Genomic DNA, 16,007 nt, shown 5'->3' on the forward strand with positions numbered 1-16,007 from the left:
GGACACGGCCCGCCCGGGTGACGCAGCGCCCCCGCTGAGACAGGCAGGCCCGAAGCCGCAACACGAGGTTGCGGCTTCGGGCCGTGACGCGACGTACCGGAGCTCAGACCTCCTGCGGGCCCTCCTCCGTCATCCCGTGCACCGCCGGAATCGTCCCCAGCCGGCCCTTCTGGAAGTCCTCGAAGGCCTGCATCAGTTCGTCCTTGGTGTTCATGACGAACGGGCCGTAGTGGACCATCGGTTCACGGATCGGCTGTCCGCCCAGCAGGACGACCTCGAGATCCGGGGTGTGGGAGTCCTGCTTCTCGTCCGCGCGGACGGTCAGCGAGCCACCGGCGCCGAAGACGGCGGTCTGGCCGAGGTGGATCGGGCGGCGTTCCGTGCCGACCGAGCCCCTGCCCGCCAGGACGTACGCGAGACCGTTGAAGTCCTCGCGCCAGGGCAGGGTGATCTCCGCGCCCGGCGCCAGCGTCGCGTGGATCATCGTGATGGGGGTGTGGGTGATGCCCGGCCCCGCGTGGCCGTCCAGCTCGCCGGCGATGACGCGCAGGAGCGCGCCGCCGTCCGGGGACGTCAGCAGCTGGACGTTGCCGCTGCGGATGTCCTGGTAGCGCGGGGCCATCATCTTGTCCTGCGCCGGGAGGTTCACCCACAGCTGGAGGCCGTGGAAGAGGCCGCCGGACATGACGAGGTGCTCCGGCGGCGCCTCGATGTGGAGCAGGCCCGCGCCGGCCGTCATCCACTGGGTGTCGCCGTTGGTGATGGTGCCGCCACCGCCGTTGCTGTCCTGGTGGTCGAAGATGCCGTCGATGTACCTCCTTGGGCGACGTGCGTCCCAGTTTAGTTGAGCGTTGAACTTTCTGCCACCCAGAACGACAAGAGCCCGGAGGACATTCCCTCCGGGCTCCGCTGCCTGGACCGCCCTCAGGCGATCATGCTCAGTTGCTGAAGTACAGGTACTTCCAGGCCCCGTACGTCGTCGAGTTCACGCTGTCACCGGACGAGCCGTTGATGTACGCCGAGCGGACGCGCACCTTCCATCCGGACTCACCGGGGGCCTCCAGCGTCACGAGCGACTTGCCGTTCGTGGCCATCCCCACCCAGAGCGGGTCCGCGGGGACCCACGAACCCCGGTAGGAGACCTGCAGATCGAAGCGCTGCTGACGACCCGGGTAGTAGCTCATCGTCGAGGTGAGCAGCGGGTCGGTGTTCCTGTGGAACCACTGGTACGACGTCGAGCCGATCTTGGCCGTCTTGTAGTGCTTGGAGACGGCCATGGAGACCTTCACGCGCGCGTACGCCGTGACCTTCACCGTCTTCGGCGCGTAGCCGGCGTCGCCCGCGAAGACCGCGGTGACGGTCGTGTCGCGGGTCATGTCCACCCACGCGCCGATGTTGCCGTGGGCATCGACCTTGGCGGTCTTGATCAGCCTGTTCGGGGCGTCGCCGCCGAAGGGGTCCGACCAGATCTGGACCGTACGGTTCTTGTACGTCGTACCGAGGCGCGCCGTGAACTTCACGTCGGTGCCGTGGTTGTAGATCTTGCCGTTGTTGTTCAGGGTCAGCGAGACCGCCGCCCGGGAGACCGCGACCTTGTCGGAGGCGCTCGCCCCGGTGTGCGTGGCGTCACCCGCGTAGGTGACCTTGTAGGTGACCGTGCCACCGGCCGGCGGGACGTCCGTGAAGGAGTACGTGCCGTCCGCCTTCGCCGTGACGGCCGGCAGCGCCTTGCCGCTCGGGCTCTCCAGGTCGGTGCGGGTGACGGTCAGCTTCACCCCGGCCGGCAGCGGCACCGTCGCCGAGATCTTGCCGGTGACGGTGAGCTTCTTGGCGCGCGGGGCGGACGCGGGGGCGTTGACCGTGAGGGTGGGGACGTTCAGCGCCGGCTGGGTCAGGGGCTTGACCGTGTAGCCGTTGCCGTCCTGGACGAGCGCGAAGATCCGGGAGGAGTCCGGGGCCCAGGTCACGTCGGCCGCGGGCTGGGTTCCGGTGCTGAAGGTGCGCACCGGCTGGGCGGCGTTCGGCCGGTACACCGCCACCTTGGTGCCGGTGATCTGGGCGATCAGGCCACTGCGGCCGACGTCGGCCGCCTGCCCTGCCGGGTAGGCGCCGGCCTTGCTGAACTTCCCGTCCGCGTAGGCGTCCCGGTCCGTGCCGTTGACCAGGACCTGGTTCGAGCCCGCGACGAGGTCGATGTCCCGGATACCGGTGTTCAGCGTGTAGTCGCTGAAGTGCCAGGCCGTGAGCTGGGGCGCCCCGCTCGACACGTCGACGACGGCCATCGAGTCCGTGGAGCCGCCGCCGGTCTGGCCGATGGCCAGCACGCCCGGACGGAGCGGGTCGGTGTCCAGCAGGGCCTGACCCCAGAGGCCGACCGAGGTGCCCTCGGTCGGGAACTGCGCCAGCGTCACCGGGTCGGTGCCACTCGCCGGGTCCACCGACGGGTCGACGGAGCCCAGGTCGCCGTCCCACTGGTCGCCGTACGTGAACCACACCTTGCCGGCGGAGAAGGCCAGGTGGCGCGGGCCGGCGTTGGTGGCGACGGCGTAGCGGGTCTTCACCTGCAGCGTGGTCGCGTCGAGCGCCACGATCTCGTGCGTGGCCGGCAGGGCCGCGTAGACGGTGGCGCCGTCGTCGGACACGGCCAGGTCGCTGACGTCGCCGAAGCCGACGTTCAGCCCGACGAGCTTGCCCGTGTAGTCGGCGGCGAGGATCCGCCCGTTGGCCTGGTCACCGACGAAGACACGCTGCAGGGCGTGGTCCACGACGAGGCCGACGGGGCTGGTGACGGTGGCGGGAGCGGCCGCGGCGGTACCGGCCGCGGCGACGCTCAGCGCCGCAGAGCTGACGAGGACCGCGAGTGCCGTCGCGGCCGAAGTGCTGCGCATGCGCACAGTAAGGAACCCCCACAAGAGAACCCGGTGGTCGACCGGGAGATGAGAGCGCCGCGCGGCACCCGGACGCGACCGCGTGAGCGCGGTGACATACGGGGCGCGGCTGCCAGAGGGAACCCTATGGCATGCCTGTGACAAACACGGAAGCGTTTTCCGGCCGCGGGGGAACTCTCAGCCGTACATGCGGCGCATCGCGAAGTCGACCATCTGCTCGACCGCCTTCGCGTCGAAGACCATCCGGTGCTCGCCCTCCATGTCGAGGACGAAGCCGTAGCCGGTGGGCAGCAGGTCGAGCACCTCGGCACCGGTGATGACGAAGTACTTGGACTCCTTGCCCGCGTACCGGCGCAGCTCCTTGAGCGTGGAGAACATCGGGATCACCGGCTGCTGGGTGTTGTGCAGGGCGAGGAAGCCGGGGTTGTCGCCGCGCGGGCAGTACACCTTCGAGGTCGCGAAGACCTGCTGGAAGTCCTCGGCGGCCATCTGCCCGGTGGTGAAGGCCCGCACCGCGTCCGCGAGCGAGGGCGGGGACGGCTCGGGATACAGGGGCGGCTGCTGGCCGTACCCGCCGGCCATGGGCTGCTGCGGCGGGGCGTACTGCTGCTGGGCAGCGCCACCGTCCATGGGCTGGCCGTATCCATACATGCGCGCAAGCGTACCGAGATCGCCCGGCGAGTGGGGTGGCACGGGGCCACCGGGAGGCCCGCACACCCCATGGGTACTTCACAGCGCCGGCCCTGGAATCCCACAGTGGACACCCATAGCGTCCCCCCATCGAAGAGCGCGCCACGGAACGGCACAGCGCCGGCCATCACAGCGAGGGGCACCACCATGCGGCACCACCACGACGACGAAGACCACGAGCACGACAGAGGGCTCTCCTACGACCTTCCCGTCCTCGCCCGCCGCCGGATGATCCGGCTTCTCGCGGGGACGAGCCTGGTGCCCCTGGTGGGCTGCTCGGGCAGCGAGGACGACACCGCGTCGTCGTCCTCCTCCGCCTCCGGCTCCTCCTCGTCCGCGTCGTCCGGCAGCTCCTCCGCCGAGTGCGCCACGATCCCGAACGAGACCGCCGGCCCCTATCCCGGCGACGGCTCGAACGGCGTGAACGTCCTCAAGGAGAGCGGTGTCGTCCGCAGCGACATCACGAAGAGCTTCGGCGACTCCGCGGGCGGCACCGCCGAGGGCGTCCCCCTCACCGTCACGCTCACGGTCGTGGACGCCGCCTCCGGCTGCGGTACCCCGAAGAAGGGCGCCGCCGTCTACCTCTGGCACTGCGACCGGGACGGCAACTACTCCCTGTACTCCGAGGGCGTCACCGAGGAGAACTACCTGCGGGGCGTCCAGGAGACCGACGACAAGGGCCGGGTCACCTTCACGAGCATCTTCCCGGCCTGCTACCCGGGCCGCTGGCCGCACATCCACTTCGAGGTCTACGGCAGCCTGGACGACGCCACGGCGGCCACGTCCATCACGAACACCTCGCAGCTCGCGCTGCCCGAGGACGTCTGCGACACGGTGTACGCCACGGACGGCTACAGCCAGAGCGCGCAGAACCTGGGCCGGCTCTCCCTGGAGACGGACAACATCTTCAGCGACGGCCACGACCAGCAGCTGGCCACGATGACGGGCAGCGTCGAGAAGGGATACACGGCGACGCTGACGGTGCCGGTGTGACCTGTCACAGTTCACCGGTTCGGGGTTGCGGCTTATTACCGACGGGTAGCATCATCGTAGCTACTTGTTGGTACGTGAACTAGCGCGAGGATCCAGTGCCTCGCCGATCTCTCTACGGAGCCGGGAGCCGTCGCCATGGGGCACTACAAGTCGAATCTCCGCGACATCGAGTTCAACCTCTTCGAAGTACTGGGACGCGACAAGCTGTACGGCACCGGCCCGTTCGAGGAGATGGACACCGAGACCGCGAAGAGCATCCTCGAGGAGCTGACCCGCCTCTCGGAGAACGAGCTCGCGGAGTCCTTCACGGACGCCGACCGCAACCCCCCGGTCTTCGACCCGGAGACCAACACCGCGCCGGTCCCGGCCTCCTTCAAGAAGAGCTACCAGGCCTTCATGGACTCCGAGTACTGGCGTCTGGGCCTGCCCGAGGAGATCGGCGGCACCACCGCCCCGCCGTCCCTGATCTGGGCGTACGCCGAGCTGATCCTCGGCGCCAACCCGGCCGTGTGGATGTACTCCTCGGGCCCGGCCTTCGCCGGCATCCTCTTCGACGAGGGCAACGAGGTCCAGAAGAAGATCGCGCAGATCGCCGTCGAGAAGCAGTGGGGCTCCACGATGGTCCTCACCGAGCCGGACGCCGGCTCGGACGTCGGCGCCGGCCGCACCAAGGCGATCCAGCAGGAGGACGGCTCCTGGCACATCGAGGGCGTGAAGCGCTTCATCACGTCCGGTGAGCACGACATGTCGGAGAACATCCTCCACTACGTCCTCGCCCGCCCCGAGGGCGCCGGCCCCGGCACCAAGGGCCTGTCCCTCTTCCTCGTCCCCAAGTACCTCTTCGACTTCGAGACCGGCGAGCTGGGCGAGCGCAACGGCGCCTACGCCACCAACGTCGAGCACAAGATGGGCCTGAAGGCCTCCAACACCTGCGAGATGACCTTCGGCGACCGCCACCCCGCCAAGGGCTGGCTGATCGGCGACAAGCACGACGGCATCCGCCAGATGTTCCGCATCATCGAGTTCGCCCGCATGATGGTCGGCACGAAGGCGATCTCCACCCTCTCCACCGGCTACCTCAACGCGCTGGAGTACGCCAAGGAGCGCGTCCAGGGTCCGGACCTGGCGAACTTCATGGACAAGACCGCGCCGAAGGTCACCATCACCCACCACCCCGACGTGCGCCGCTCGCTCATCACGCAGAAGGCGTACGCGGAGGGCATGCGCGCCCTCGTCCTCTACACCGCCTCGGTCCAGGACGCGATCGCCGTCAAGGAGGCCGCCGGCGAGGACACCTCCGCCGAGCACGCCCTGAACGACCTGCTCCTGCCGATCGTGAAGGGCTACGGCTCCGAGAAGGGCTACGAGCAGCTCGCCCAGTCGCTGCAGACCTTCGGTGGCTCCGGCTTCCTGCAGGAGTACCCGATCGAGCAGTACATCCGCGACGCCAAGATCGACACCCTGTACGAGGGCACCACCGCGATCCAGGGCCAGGACTTCTTCTTCCGGAAGATCGTCCGCAACCAGGGCGCGGCCCTGAACTCCCTCGCCGAGGACATCAAGAAGTTCCTGGCGCTGGGCACCGGCGGCGAGGAGCTGGCGGGCGCCCGCGAGCACCTGGCCAAGGCGGCCGTCGAACTGGAGGCCATCGTCGGCCTGATGCTGACCGACCTCGCGGCCACCGAGCAGGACGTCAAGAACATCTACAAGGTCGGCCTGAACACCACCCGTCTGCTGCTGGCCTCCGGTGACGTCGTCGTCGGCTACCTGCTGCTGAAGGGCGCGGCGGTCGCCGCCGAGAAGCTGGAGACGGCCTCCGCCAAGGACAAGGCCTTCTACACCGGCAAGATCGCCGCGGCGAAGTTCTTCGCCGCCAACGTTCTGCCCGGCGTCACCCTGGCCCGCAAGGTCGCCGAGGGCGTCGAACTGGACCTGATGGAGCTGGACGAGGCCGCGTTCTAGGCCCCGTCAAGCCGCGGGCGGTCGTGCCGCCGGGGCGGCACGGGTGGGCGCGGGCGGCACCCCGCAAGCGCCGGGCCGCGTGACTCGCCCCCGGCCCGCACCAGCTCCGGGCACCTGGTGGACACCCGTCACTTCGCACACCTCACGAGGCCCGCTCCCCATCTCGGGGAGCGGGCCCTCGTACGTCGTTAAGGTGAACCCCATGAGCGAACCCTCCCGCTTCGACCGCGGCCACACCGACGACCTCATGTCCTTCCTGGCGACGAGCCCCTCGCCGTACCACGCCGTGGCGAACGCCGCCGAACGGCTGGAGAAGGCCGGCTTCCGGCAGGTCGCGGAGACGGACGCCTGGGACGGGTCCAGCGGCGGCAAGTACGTGCTGCGCGGGGGCGCGATCGTGGCCTGGTACGTCCCCGAGGGCGCCACCCCGCACACCCCCTTCCGGATCATCGGCGCCCACACCGACTCCCCCAACCTGCGCGTCAAGCCGCTGCCCGACACCGGCGCGCACGGCTGGCGCCAGGTCGCCGTGGAGATCTACGGCGGGCCGCTGCTCAACTCCTGGCTCGACCGCGACCTGGGCCTCGCCGGCCGGGTGACCCTGCGGGACGGCTCGACACGCCTGGTCGACATCGGCCGGCCGTTGCTGAGGGTGCCGCAGCTCGCCATCCACCTGGACCGTTCCGTGTCGTCGGAGGGCCTCAAGCTCGACAAGCAGCGCCACCTCCAGCCGATCTGGGGTCTCGGCAACGACGTCCGGGACGGCGACCTGATCGCCTTCCTGGAGGAGGAGTCGGGGCTGCCCGCGGGCGAGGTCGCCGGCTGGGACCTGATGACGCACTCCGTCGAGCCGCCCGCCTACCTGGGCCGTGACCAGGAGCTGGTGGCCGGGCCGCGCATGGACAACCTGCTGTCCGTGCACGCCGGTACGGTGGCGCTGGCGGCCGTGGCGACCAGCGGTGCGGGTCTGCCGTACATCCCGGTCCTCGCCGCCTTCGACCACGAGGAGAACGGCTCGCAGTCGGACACCGGCGCGGACGGGCCGCTGCTCGGCAGCGTGCTGGAGCGTTCGGTGTTCGCGCGCGGAGGGTCGTACGAGGACCGGGCGCGGGCCTTCGCCGGCACCGTCTGTCTCTCCTCCGACACCGGTCACGCCGTCCACCCCAACTACGCGGAGCGGCACGACCCGACGCACCACCCCCGCGTCAACGGCGGCCCCATCCTCAAGGTCAACGTCAACAACCGCTACGCCACGGACGGTTCGGGCCGGGCGATCTTCGCCGCCGCCTGCGAGAAGGCGGGCGTGCCCTTCCAGTCCTTCGTCTCCAACAACTCCATGCCGTGCGGCACGACGATCGGCCCGATCACCGCGGCCCGCCACGGCATCCGGACCGTCGACATCGGCGTGGCCATCCTGTCGATGCACAGCGCACGGGAGTTGAGCGGCGCTGACGACCCGTACCTGCTGGCGAACGCGCTGGTGGCGTTCCTGCAGGGTTAGGGCCTGCCCAGGGCGTTCCTCGCGGGTCAGCCTCCGGGGGCCGCGCCTCCGGAGGCTTCGTCCGGCAGGCGGTCGGCGATGGCCCGGACGGCGGCAAGGACGGCCCGCAGCTCGGTGATGTGTGGTCGGCGGTCGCCCGGGTACCCGCTGTCACGGACCGGAACGACCGGTACACCGAAGGGGAGGCGACACTCATGGGCCTCGGCGGGTGCATCATCCTCATCGCCGTGGGAGCCATCCTCACGTTCGCGACCGACTGGGAAATGCAGGGGGTCAACCTCGACCTGGTCGGAATCATCCTGATGATCGTCGGCCTGATCGGCGTGACGACCTTCAGCAGCATCGCCCGGCGCCGCCGCGTGGTGGTGCCTCCGGCCTCGACGACCGTCGTCGAGGAGGAGCGCCATCACCACCACCGCGGCGGATACCACGACGGGTACGGCGTGTGACCGTTGCCGGGATCAGGCGTCCAGGCCGGCCAGCACCAGCGGCAGCCGGTCGACGCCGTTCTCGGTGAGCAGCACCGGAACGCCCCAGTCCTGCTGGTGGACATGGCAGGCGGGGTATTCGTTCGCAGCGTCGTCGTCGCAGGACGCGGCCATGGCCGAGACGTGCAGAACCCCTTCCCGCACCGCCGGGTTGAGCTCCAGCGTGCGCGACAGGTCCGTGTCCGCGCCCTCGCCCGACAGCAGCAGCTCGGGCGGGGTGGCGGAGACCAGCAGGCGTGTGGAGGGGCCGTACCGTGTGTCGAGCTTCTGGCCCGTGGGGGCCTGGAAGATCACGTCCAACCGCAGCCTGCCGGGCGCCACTTCGGTGGCGGCGCGCTGGGTGCGGTGGGCGACGGCGGCGACCCTGACCGCCTCCTCCGGCAGCCGCAGCCGGGTGAGCCGGTGCCGGGCCGACTCCACGACCACGATGTCGTCCCCGACGAGGACGGCGTCGCTGGGCTCGCGCAGATCGGTGGCGAGCGTCGTGACCTCGCCCGTCGCCGGGTCGTAGCGGCGCAGGGCGTGGTTGTAGGTGTCGCTGACGGCGACCGAGCCGTCGGGCAGCGCCGTAACGCCCAAGGGGTGCTGGAAGAGGGCCTGTTCGGCGGCGCCGTCGCGGTGCCCGAAGTCGAACAGGCCGGTGCCGACGGCGGTGTGGACGACGCCCTCGAGGTCCACCCAGCGCAGGGCGGAGGTCTCGGAGTCGGCGAGCCACAGCCGCTCCCCGTCCGGGGAGACCGCGAGCCCGGACGGCTGCGCGAACCAGGCCTCGGCGGCGGGCCCGTCGACGAGCCCCTCGTTGGTGGTGCCGGCGGCGACGCCGACCGTGCCCTCGGCCGGGTCGTACGTCCACAGTTGGTGCACACCCGCCATCGCGATCCAGACCTTGCCGCCGAAGAGCGCCACGTCCCACGGCGAGGACAGGTCGATCCCGCGGGCCGGGCCGGACGTCGATGAGCCCTGCCACCACTGCTTCCCGGTGCCCGCCAGGGTCGTCACCCCGCCGGAGACGAGGTCGAGGCGGCGCAGGGCGTGGTTGACGGTGTCGGCGACGACGACGGAGGAGTCGTCCCACAGGGCCAGCCCCTGCGGCTCGTTGAAGGCGGCCGTGTCCACCGTGCCGTCGGCGAAGCCGCGCGCCCCGGACCCGATCCGCCGCACGACGCTTTCCCCGTCCCCCGCCAGCTCCACCAGCTGATGCCGGGTGGTGTCGCTGACCAGGAAGTTCCCGGACGGCAGCAGGATCGCCTTGCCGGGGAAGCGGAGAGCCGTGGGCTCCGGTTCGGGCGCCACGTACGGCCCGTCGCCGCGCCGGAGCGTGCCCTTCGCCTCGTGCTCGGCCTCCAGCTCCGTCACCAGCCGCTCGATGGCGTGCACATGCCCCTCACCGGCGTGCTGGGCGACGACGTACCCCTCGGGGTCGATGACCACGAGCGTGGGCCACGCACGCACGGCGTACTGCTTCCAGGTGGCGAGCTCGGGGTCGTCCAGCACCGGATGCTCCACGCCGTACCGCTCCACCGCGTCGACGACCGCCTCGTGCTCCGCCTCGTGGACGAACTTCGGCGAGTGCACACCGATGACGACGACCGTGTCCCGGTGCTTCTCCTCCAGCTCGCGCAGCTCGTCGAGGACATGCAGGCAGTTGATGCAGCAGAACGTCCAGAAGTCCAGGATGACGATCCGTCCGCGCAGGTCAGCAAGGGTGTACTGCTTGTCGCCCGTGTTCAGCCAGCCGCCCTTGCCGATCAGCTCGGGGGCGCGGACGCGGACGCGGCGGGGAGAGGAGTCACTCATGGCCTCCAGGGTGTCACGGCGTCGCAGGCGGTCGAGGCGGGCGGTACCCGTGGACTCGTCCGCCGCCGCACCGGACGCGGACTCAGCCCGTCGGCCTACCGACGGCGTTCCGGACCGGCCGCCGGGGAAGCGGTGACGACATGAGATTCCTCGTGCGCGACCGGCTCCTGGCCTTCGGTGACGACTACTGGATCGAGGACGACCGCGGGAACAGGGTGTACCTCGTCGACGGCAAGGCGATCCGGCTGCGGGACACCTTCGAGCTGAAGGACACCCACGGGCGGGTCCTGATCGACATCCGCAAGAAGATGTTCGCCCTGCGGGACACCATGGTGATCGAACGGGACGGCGAGCCGCTGGCCACCATCCGGCGGAAACGGCTGTCGTTGCTGCGCAACCACTACCGGGTCTCCCTGGCGGACGGCCGCACCGAGCTGGACGTCAGCGGGAAGATCCTCGACCGGGAGTTCGCCATCGAGTACGACGGCGAGCTCCTGGCCGTCGTCTCCCGGCGCTGGCTGCATGTGCGGGAGACGTACGGCGTCGACGTCGTACGCGAGGACGCGGATCCGGCGCTGCTGATCGCGGTCACGGTGTGCGTGATCCACCTGACGGAGAAGGAGCGGGAGGACTGACGCGGGAGGACCGACGCGGCCGGACTTCTCAAGCCCTGCCGTGAGGGATACGGCCGTGGGGGGCCTCGTGCATCGGACCGTGGCCGTCCGCGCAGTCGCCGCCGGGTTCCCCGGGTACCTCGGGGTTCGGCTCGGACGGCGCCGGGGTGTCCTCCTTCGGAGGGGCGGGGGTTTCCGGGTCCGGGGTGTCCACGGGAGGTTCGGTCGGGGTCTCGGTGGCCGGGTCGTCCGTTTCCGGATCGTCCGTCCCCGAACCGGGGGTGTGCGTGCCCGGGTTGTCCGAGGGCGCCGCCGGCTCCGGGTCCGTTCCTGGAGCCGGCCTGTCCGCACCGCCCGGTTGCGGTGCCTCGTCCGCAGGCTTCCGGGGCACGGCCTCGCCCGTCGTCCCCGTCCCGCCGGGGTCGGCCACCGGCTCGAGGGTCGCGGGTCCCGCGAACGTTCCGGGGGATACGGCCGTGCCGGCGGCCGTGCGCACCTGCTCGGCCTCCTGCCTCCGGCTCTCGGGTTCCTCGGTGCCGGCCTTCTGCGGTTGCGCCACCGGCGCCTGCGCCACGGGGACCTCGGCCACCGGCGTTCTTTCCGGTGTTTCGGGCGAGGCGTCGGCCGAGCCGAGCGCGAGGCAGATCGCCACGGTGCCTGCCACGGCCGCGCCCGCCGCGGCAGCGAGCGGCGTCTTCGCGCCACCGGTGGCGGCGTGGCGCGCCCCGTGCAGCAGCCCGCCGCCGTGCCCGCCCGCCGCACTCGACCCGGTCACCGCACCGGTCACCGCACCGGCGGACCCCGCCGTGAACGACAGCAGGAACCGCCCCGCGCCGCCCAGCGCGAACACCAGCAGCGCCGGACCGACGAGCGCGGGCAGTCGGTTGTTGGCCTGCATCAAGGCCGTGAGCCGCGCGCGGCAGTCGTCGCACGCGTCCACATGGCCGAGCAGCCGCTCGGACTGCCGTGCCGTCGCCGCACCGCGCACGTACGCGGGCATACGGGCACAGTGCACCTGGCAGGCGGGGTCGTCCGGGACACCCGTCTGGGTGCTGAGGTAGGCCTGCCGCATACCCTCGCGGGCGCGGTGGAGCAGGACCGCGGTCGCGCCCTGCTTGGTGCCGAGCTGCGGCCCGATCGCCGCCAGCGGCTGGCCCTCCGCCTCCGCCAGCCACAGCGCCTTCACCCAGCGCTCGGGCAGCTGGCCCAGCACCCGCATCAGCAGGTCGACGGAGGACACCTGTTCGGCGGGGTCGTCCCCGTGCGCGTCGGCCTCGGCCCGCACGTCGGTCTGCGGATCCCGCGGTGTCTCCCGGGCGGCGCTCCCGGCGGCGATCGCGAGATGCCGGACCGTCGTCATGAGGTACGCGGGGACGTTGTCGATCTCGTGCCCCGCGGACAGCCTCCGCCACACCCGGAAGTGCGCCTCGGCGACGAGGTCCTCGGCGACCCAGGTGTTCCTGGTGAGCGAGCGCGCGTACGCGACGAGCCGAGGCTGCTGCTCCTCGTAGATCCGGGCGTACTCGGCGGTGGAACCGGGGGTGGAACCAGCGTTCATGGCAGCAACGCTCCAGTTGCCTGCGAAGGAGGGGAGTTTCAGGTTTGTCAGCGTAGATGACAAAACTTTCAACTACAGTTCCGGCGGCCCGAGAAAGTGACTCAGGTCACACCGATTGCTCTCGTCGGTCGCGTAATGCACGGCCCTCCGCACGGTCGAGAAAGGCATACCGGCACATGAATCGGAGACCGACCGTGCACATCACCCTGGACCAGCCCATGGGCGCCCGTCTGATCACCCGTGACCAGGAGGTCGCGGTGCCCGTCACCCTGCGCTGCACGTCCGACGACCCGCTCGCCGTGCAGTTCGTGTTCCCGGGCTGCGCCACGCTCGACGGCGAGAGGGCGACCTGGATGTTCGCCCGCACGCTCCTGGAGGAGGGGCTGGTCGCGCCGTCCGGTGTGGGCGCCGTGCACATCTGGCCGTGCGGGCCGTCCCACACGATCGTGGAACTCCACGCGGCGGAGGGCGTGGCCATGATCCGCTTCGACTCCGCCGCGCTCCACCGCTTCCTGCTGCGGTCGTACACCGTGACCGAACCGGCCGACGAGTTCCTCGGCCCGGCCCTGGACCGGGGCCTCGCCGCGCTGCTCGACGGCGTATGAGCCACCTTGCTCGACGGCGTATGAGCCACCTTCCTCGACGGCGTATGAGCCGCGCCGCCGGCCGGGGACGCTCAGCGCCGAGGAGGCTGGAGCCCCAGCACCCGGTCCTTCAGGGCCGGGAACTGCTCCCGGGTCGTCGCGACCTTCGACGGGTCGAGGTCCACCGTGAGGACCTCCTCGCCGGAGCCTGCCTCCGCGAGCACCTCGCCCCACGGATCCACCACGATCGAGTGACCCGCCTGCGGAACTCCCGCATGCGTCCCGGCCGTTCCACACGCGAGCACGAACGCCTGGTTCTCGACCGCCCGCGCCTGGGCCAGCAGCGTCCAGTGCGACCGGCGGCGCTCCGGCCAGCCCGCCGGGACGACCAGGGTCTCGGCGCCGGCGTCGACGAGACCGCGGAAGAGTTCGGGGAAACGGAGGTCGTAGCAGGTGGCCAGACCGAGAGTCGTCCCGGGGAGCCGTACCGTCACCAGTTCGCGCCCCGCGCCCATCAGGACGGCCTCGCCCTTGTCGAAGCCGAAGCGGTGGATCTTGCGGTAGGCGGCGGCCAGCTCACCGGAGGGGGAGAAGACGAGAGACGTGTTGTAGAGGGGACCGTCGGGGTCTCGCTCGGGGATCGAGCCCGCGTGCAGCCATACGCCCGCGTCGCTCGCGGCCTTGGCCATGGCCTCGTAGGTGGGCCCTTCCAGCGGCTCGGCCTCACTGCCGAACTCCTCGTAGGCGAACGCCCCGGTCGTCCACAGCTCCGGAAGCACCACGAGGTCGGCGGAACCGGCCTGCTCACGCACCAGCGAGGCGACCCGCACCCGCCGCGCTTCGACCGATTCGCCCTCTTCCACGGCGATCTGGATCAGAGACGCGCGCACACTACCACCGTCCTGGCATTCGAGCGGTCCACACGGGCTTCCCACACGGGCCTACGATCGTCACACGAAAGCACTGCCGGGGTGCCTCACAGCAGCGTAACTTAGCGTTTCAAGACACCCGCCGACAGCCACCTCCCGCTGGCAACGCCGCCACCACCTGCCCGCCCGTGTACCGACCGCCGAGGGGTCCCGTTCCGTGAGTCTGCATCCCACCCTCCAGCCCTACGCCGACGCCTGGACCCATTCCATCGAAGCGATATCCGAGCTGGTGCAGCCGCTGGTGGAGGCGGACTGGAACCGCCGGACGCCCTGCCCGGGCTGGTCGGTGCGCGACATCGTGTCCCATGTCATCGGGCTGGACTGCGAGATGTACGGCGACCCGCGGCCCATCCACTCCCTCCCGCGCGACCTCTTCCACGTCACCACCGACCTCCAGCGCTACATAGAGGTGCAGGTCGACGTCCGCCGGCACCACACGGCACCGGAGATGACGTCCGAGCTGGAGTACACGATCATCCGCCGCAACCGCCAGCTGCGGAACGAGTCGCGCGACCCGGGCACCAAGGTGCGCGGCCCCCTCGGCACCGAGCTCACCCTCGAGGAGTCCATGCGCAGCCACGCGTTCAACGTGTGGGTGCACGAGCAGGACCTGCGCACCGCCCTCGGCCGCCCCGGCAACCTCGACTCCCCCGGCGCCCACGTCGCCCGCGATGTCCTCCTCGCCGAACTGCCCGCCGTCGTCGCCGAGAAGGCCGACGCCCCGCGCAGCTCCGCGATCGTCTTCGACGTCCACGGGCCCGTCGAGTTCCTGCGCACGATCCGCGTCGACATCCAGGGCCGCGGCACCCTCGAAACAGCCCCCGCCCTCGGCCCGGCCGCCGCCTTCACCCTCGACTGGGAGACGTACGTCCGCCTCGCCTGCGGCCGCGTCACCCCGGAGGCGGCCGCAGACCGGGTGAAGGCGGAGGGGGAACCGGAGCTGACGGCGGCGATCCTGCGGAACTTCAAGGTGACGAAGTAGGGCATTCAGACACAAGAGGTACCTTTACGGAACGGGCCCGTCGTGAGTGTCACGACGGGCCCGCTGCGTGTGCTGTTCCGGCGTCAGGCGATCTTCGCGTAGCCGAAGTTGATGAGCTTCTTCACGTCCGTCGTGCGGTTGGCCGCCGAGGAGGAGGTGAGGACGGTGCCCATGACCGACTTGCCGTTGAGCGTGGCGGCGAAGACGAGGGCGTACTTGGCCTCGGTGCCGGAACCGGTCTTGATGCCCAGGGTGCCGTTCCAGCCGAGCAGGGTGTTGGTGTTGACCCACGGTGCCATCGTGCGGGTCGCACCGGTGCTCGTCTTCGTCTTCGCCGTGTACGACTTGGTCTTCACGACGGACTTGAAGGTGGTGCTCTTCATCGCGCTGCGGGCGAGGAGTGTCAGGTCCTTCGCCGACGAGTAGTTCGACCCGTTGCTGATGCCGTCGAACGAGTCGAAGTGCGTGTTCGTCATGCCGAGGCTCTTGGCCATGTTGTTCATCTTGGCGATGAAGTTCTTGGTGCGGGCCGAGACCGTCGTACCGGTACCGAACTTGTCGGCGAGGGCCATCGCAGCGTCGCAGCCGGACGGCAGCATCAATCCGTACAGCAGCTGACGGACGGTGACCTTGTCACCGACGATAAGGCGGGCCGTCGAGGGGTAGCCCTTGGCGACCATGTAGTTGCTGACATCCCTCTTGATCGTGACCGGAGCGTCCAGGTTCAGGTTGGCCTGCGACAGCACCACCTTCGCGGTCATGATCTTCGTGGTGGAAGCGGTGAGCCTGTGCGTGTCGGCGTACTTGGCGTAGAGCGCCTTGCCCGTGGCGCCGTTCATCACGAACCCGCTCTTGGCCGTGATCGTGGGCACCGCGACAGCAGCCTGCGCGGGCGCCGCGGTGAGGGCACCGGCGGCGAGCACTGCGCCAGTCGTCACGACGACGGCTGCGGCCCTGCGGACACGGAAGCCCTTGGTGGCGGTTATCAACTGAAATACCCCGATTACGTCGAATGCCCCTA

The 16,007-nt window shown here is 70.2% G+C and carries 13 protein-coding genes and 1 pseudogene; 7 read left to right on the forward strand and 7 right to left on the reverse strand.

The features are described 5' to 3' along the window. Nucleotides 1-103: 103 nt before the first annotated feature. The 3 genes and pseudogenes from IE263_RS01700 to IE263_RS01710 form a co-directional block, all read right to left on the reverse strand. Nucleotides 104-811, reverse strand: a pseudogene (locus IE263_RS01700) (pirin family protein); the annotation flags it as partial. Nucleotides 812-938: 127 nt separating this feature from the next. Beyond that, nucleotides 939-2,888 (reverse strand): NHL repeat-containing protein, encoded by a 1,950-nt coding sequence (locus tag IE263_RS01705; RefSeq protein ID WP_189931372.1) that lies wholly within the window; start codon nt 2,886-2,888, stop codon nt 939-941. Nucleotides 2,889-3,065: 177 nt separating this feature from the next. Continuing rightward, nucleotides 3,066-3,539 carry an SseB family protein gene (locus tag IE263_RS01710; RefSeq protein WP_189931374.1) on the reverse strand — a complete coding sequence of 158 codons (474 nt, stop codon included), beginning with the start codon at nt 3,537-3,539 and terminating at the stop codon, nt 3,066-3,068. Between the two features lie 186 nt (nt 3,540-3,725). Between IE263_RS01710 and IE263_RS01715 the strand changes: the two genes are divergently transcribed. From IE263_RS01715 to IE263_RS01730, 4 genes are all read left to right on the forward strand, one after another. Further along, on the forward strand, nt 3,726-4,571 hold the full coding sequence (locus tag IE263_RS01715; RefSeq protein WP_189931376.1) for an intradiol ring-cleavage dioxygenase: 846 nt from the start codon (nt 3,726-3,728) through the stop codon (nt 4,569-4,571). A gap of 135 nt (nt 4,572-4,706) precedes the next feature. Further along, nucleotides 4,707-6,533 (forward strand): acyl-CoA dehydrogenase, encoded by a 1,827-nt coding sequence (locus tag IE263_RS01720; protein ID WP_189931378.1) that lies wholly within the window; start codon nt 4,707-4,709, stop codon nt 6,531-6,533. A gap of 202 nt (nt 6,534-6,735) precedes the next feature. After that, a complete protein-coding gene (locus IE263_RS01725) occupies nt 6,736-8,034 on the forward strand; it encodes a M18 family aminopeptidase (RefSeq protein ID WP_189931380.1) in 1,299 nt (432 codons plus the stop codon). Between the two features lie 194 nt (nt 8,035-8,228). After that, complete coding sequence (locus IE263_RS01730) at nt 8,229-8,483, forward strand: DUF6458 family protein (RefSeq protein WP_189931383.1); 255 nt, start codon at nt 8,229-8,231, stop codon at nt 8,481-8,483. Nucleotides 8,484-8,495: 12 nt separating this feature from the next. On the opposite strand, the gene IE263_RS01735 is transcribed toward IE263_RS01730, so the two are convergent. Beyond that, a complete protein-coding gene (locus IE263_RS01735; protein WP_189931385.1) occupies nt 8,496-10,319 on the reverse strand; it encodes a thioredoxin-like domain-containing protein in 1,824 nt (607 codons plus the stop codon). 140 nt (nt 10,320-10,459) lie between these two features. Between IE263_RS01735 and IE263_RS01740 the strand changes: the two genes are divergently transcribed. Continuing rightward, entirely contained in the window at nt 10,460-10,954 is a 495-nt protein-coding gene (locus IE263_RS01740; RefSeq protein ID WP_189931387.1) for an LURP-one-related/scramblase family protein, read from the forward strand. Nucleotides 10,955-10,982: 28 nt separating this feature from the next. Here IE263_RS01740 and IE263_RS49430 read toward each other — a convergent pair whose 3' ends face one another. Continuing rightward, the gene (locus IE263_RS49430; RefSeq protein ID WP_189931389.1) at nt 10,983-12,491 is read right to left on the reverse strand and encodes a sigma-70 family RNA polymerase sigma factor; all 1,509 of its coding nucleotides are present in this window, start codon (nt 12,489-12,491) and stop codon (nt 10,983-10,985) included. A 176-nt stretch (nt 12,492-12,667) separates the two neighbouring features. On the opposite strand from IE263_RS49430, the gene IE263_RS01750 reads away from it, so the two are divergent. Further along, a complete protein-coding gene (locus IE263_RS01750; protein WP_373311831.1) occupies nt 12,668-13,096 on the forward strand; it encodes an SsgA family sporulation/cell division regulator in 429 nt (142 codons plus the stop codon). A gap of 71 nt (nt 13,097-13,167) precedes the next feature. On the opposite strand, the gene IE263_RS01755 is transcribed toward IE263_RS01750, so the two are convergent. Then, nucleotides 13,168-13,965 carry a carbon-nitrogen family hydrolase gene (locus IE263_RS01755; RefSeq protein ID WP_189931391.1) on the reverse strand — a complete coding sequence of 266 codons (798 nt, stop codon included), beginning with the start codon at nt 13,963-13,965 and terminating at the stop codon, nt 13,168-13,170. A 196-nt stretch (nt 13,966-14,161) separates the two neighbouring features. Here IE263_RS01755 and IE263_RS01760 point away from each other — a divergent pair, with 196 nt between their 5' ends. Next, complete coding sequence (locus tag IE263_RS01760) at nt 14,162-14,986, forward strand: maleylpyruvate isomerase family mycothiol-dependent enzyme (RefSeq protein WP_189931393.1); 825 nt, start codon at nt 14,162-14,164, stop codon at nt 14,984-14,986. Between the two features lie 83 nt (nt 14,987-15,069). On the opposite strand, the gene IE263_RS01765 is transcribed toward IE263_RS01760, so the two are convergent. Then, a complete protein-coding gene (locus IE263_RS01765; RefSeq protein ID WP_189931395.1) occupies nt 15,070-15,924 on the reverse strand; it encodes a D-alanyl-D-alanine carboxypeptidase family protein in 855 nt (284 codons plus the stop codon). Nucleotides 15,925-16,007 lie beyond the last annotated feature (83 nt).

Source organism: Streptomyces aurantiogriseus, assembly GCF_014649375.1.
GTDB classification, from domain to species: Bacteria; Actinomycetota; Actinomycetes; order Streptomycetales; family Streptomycetaceae; genus Streptomyces; species Streptomyces aurantiogriseus.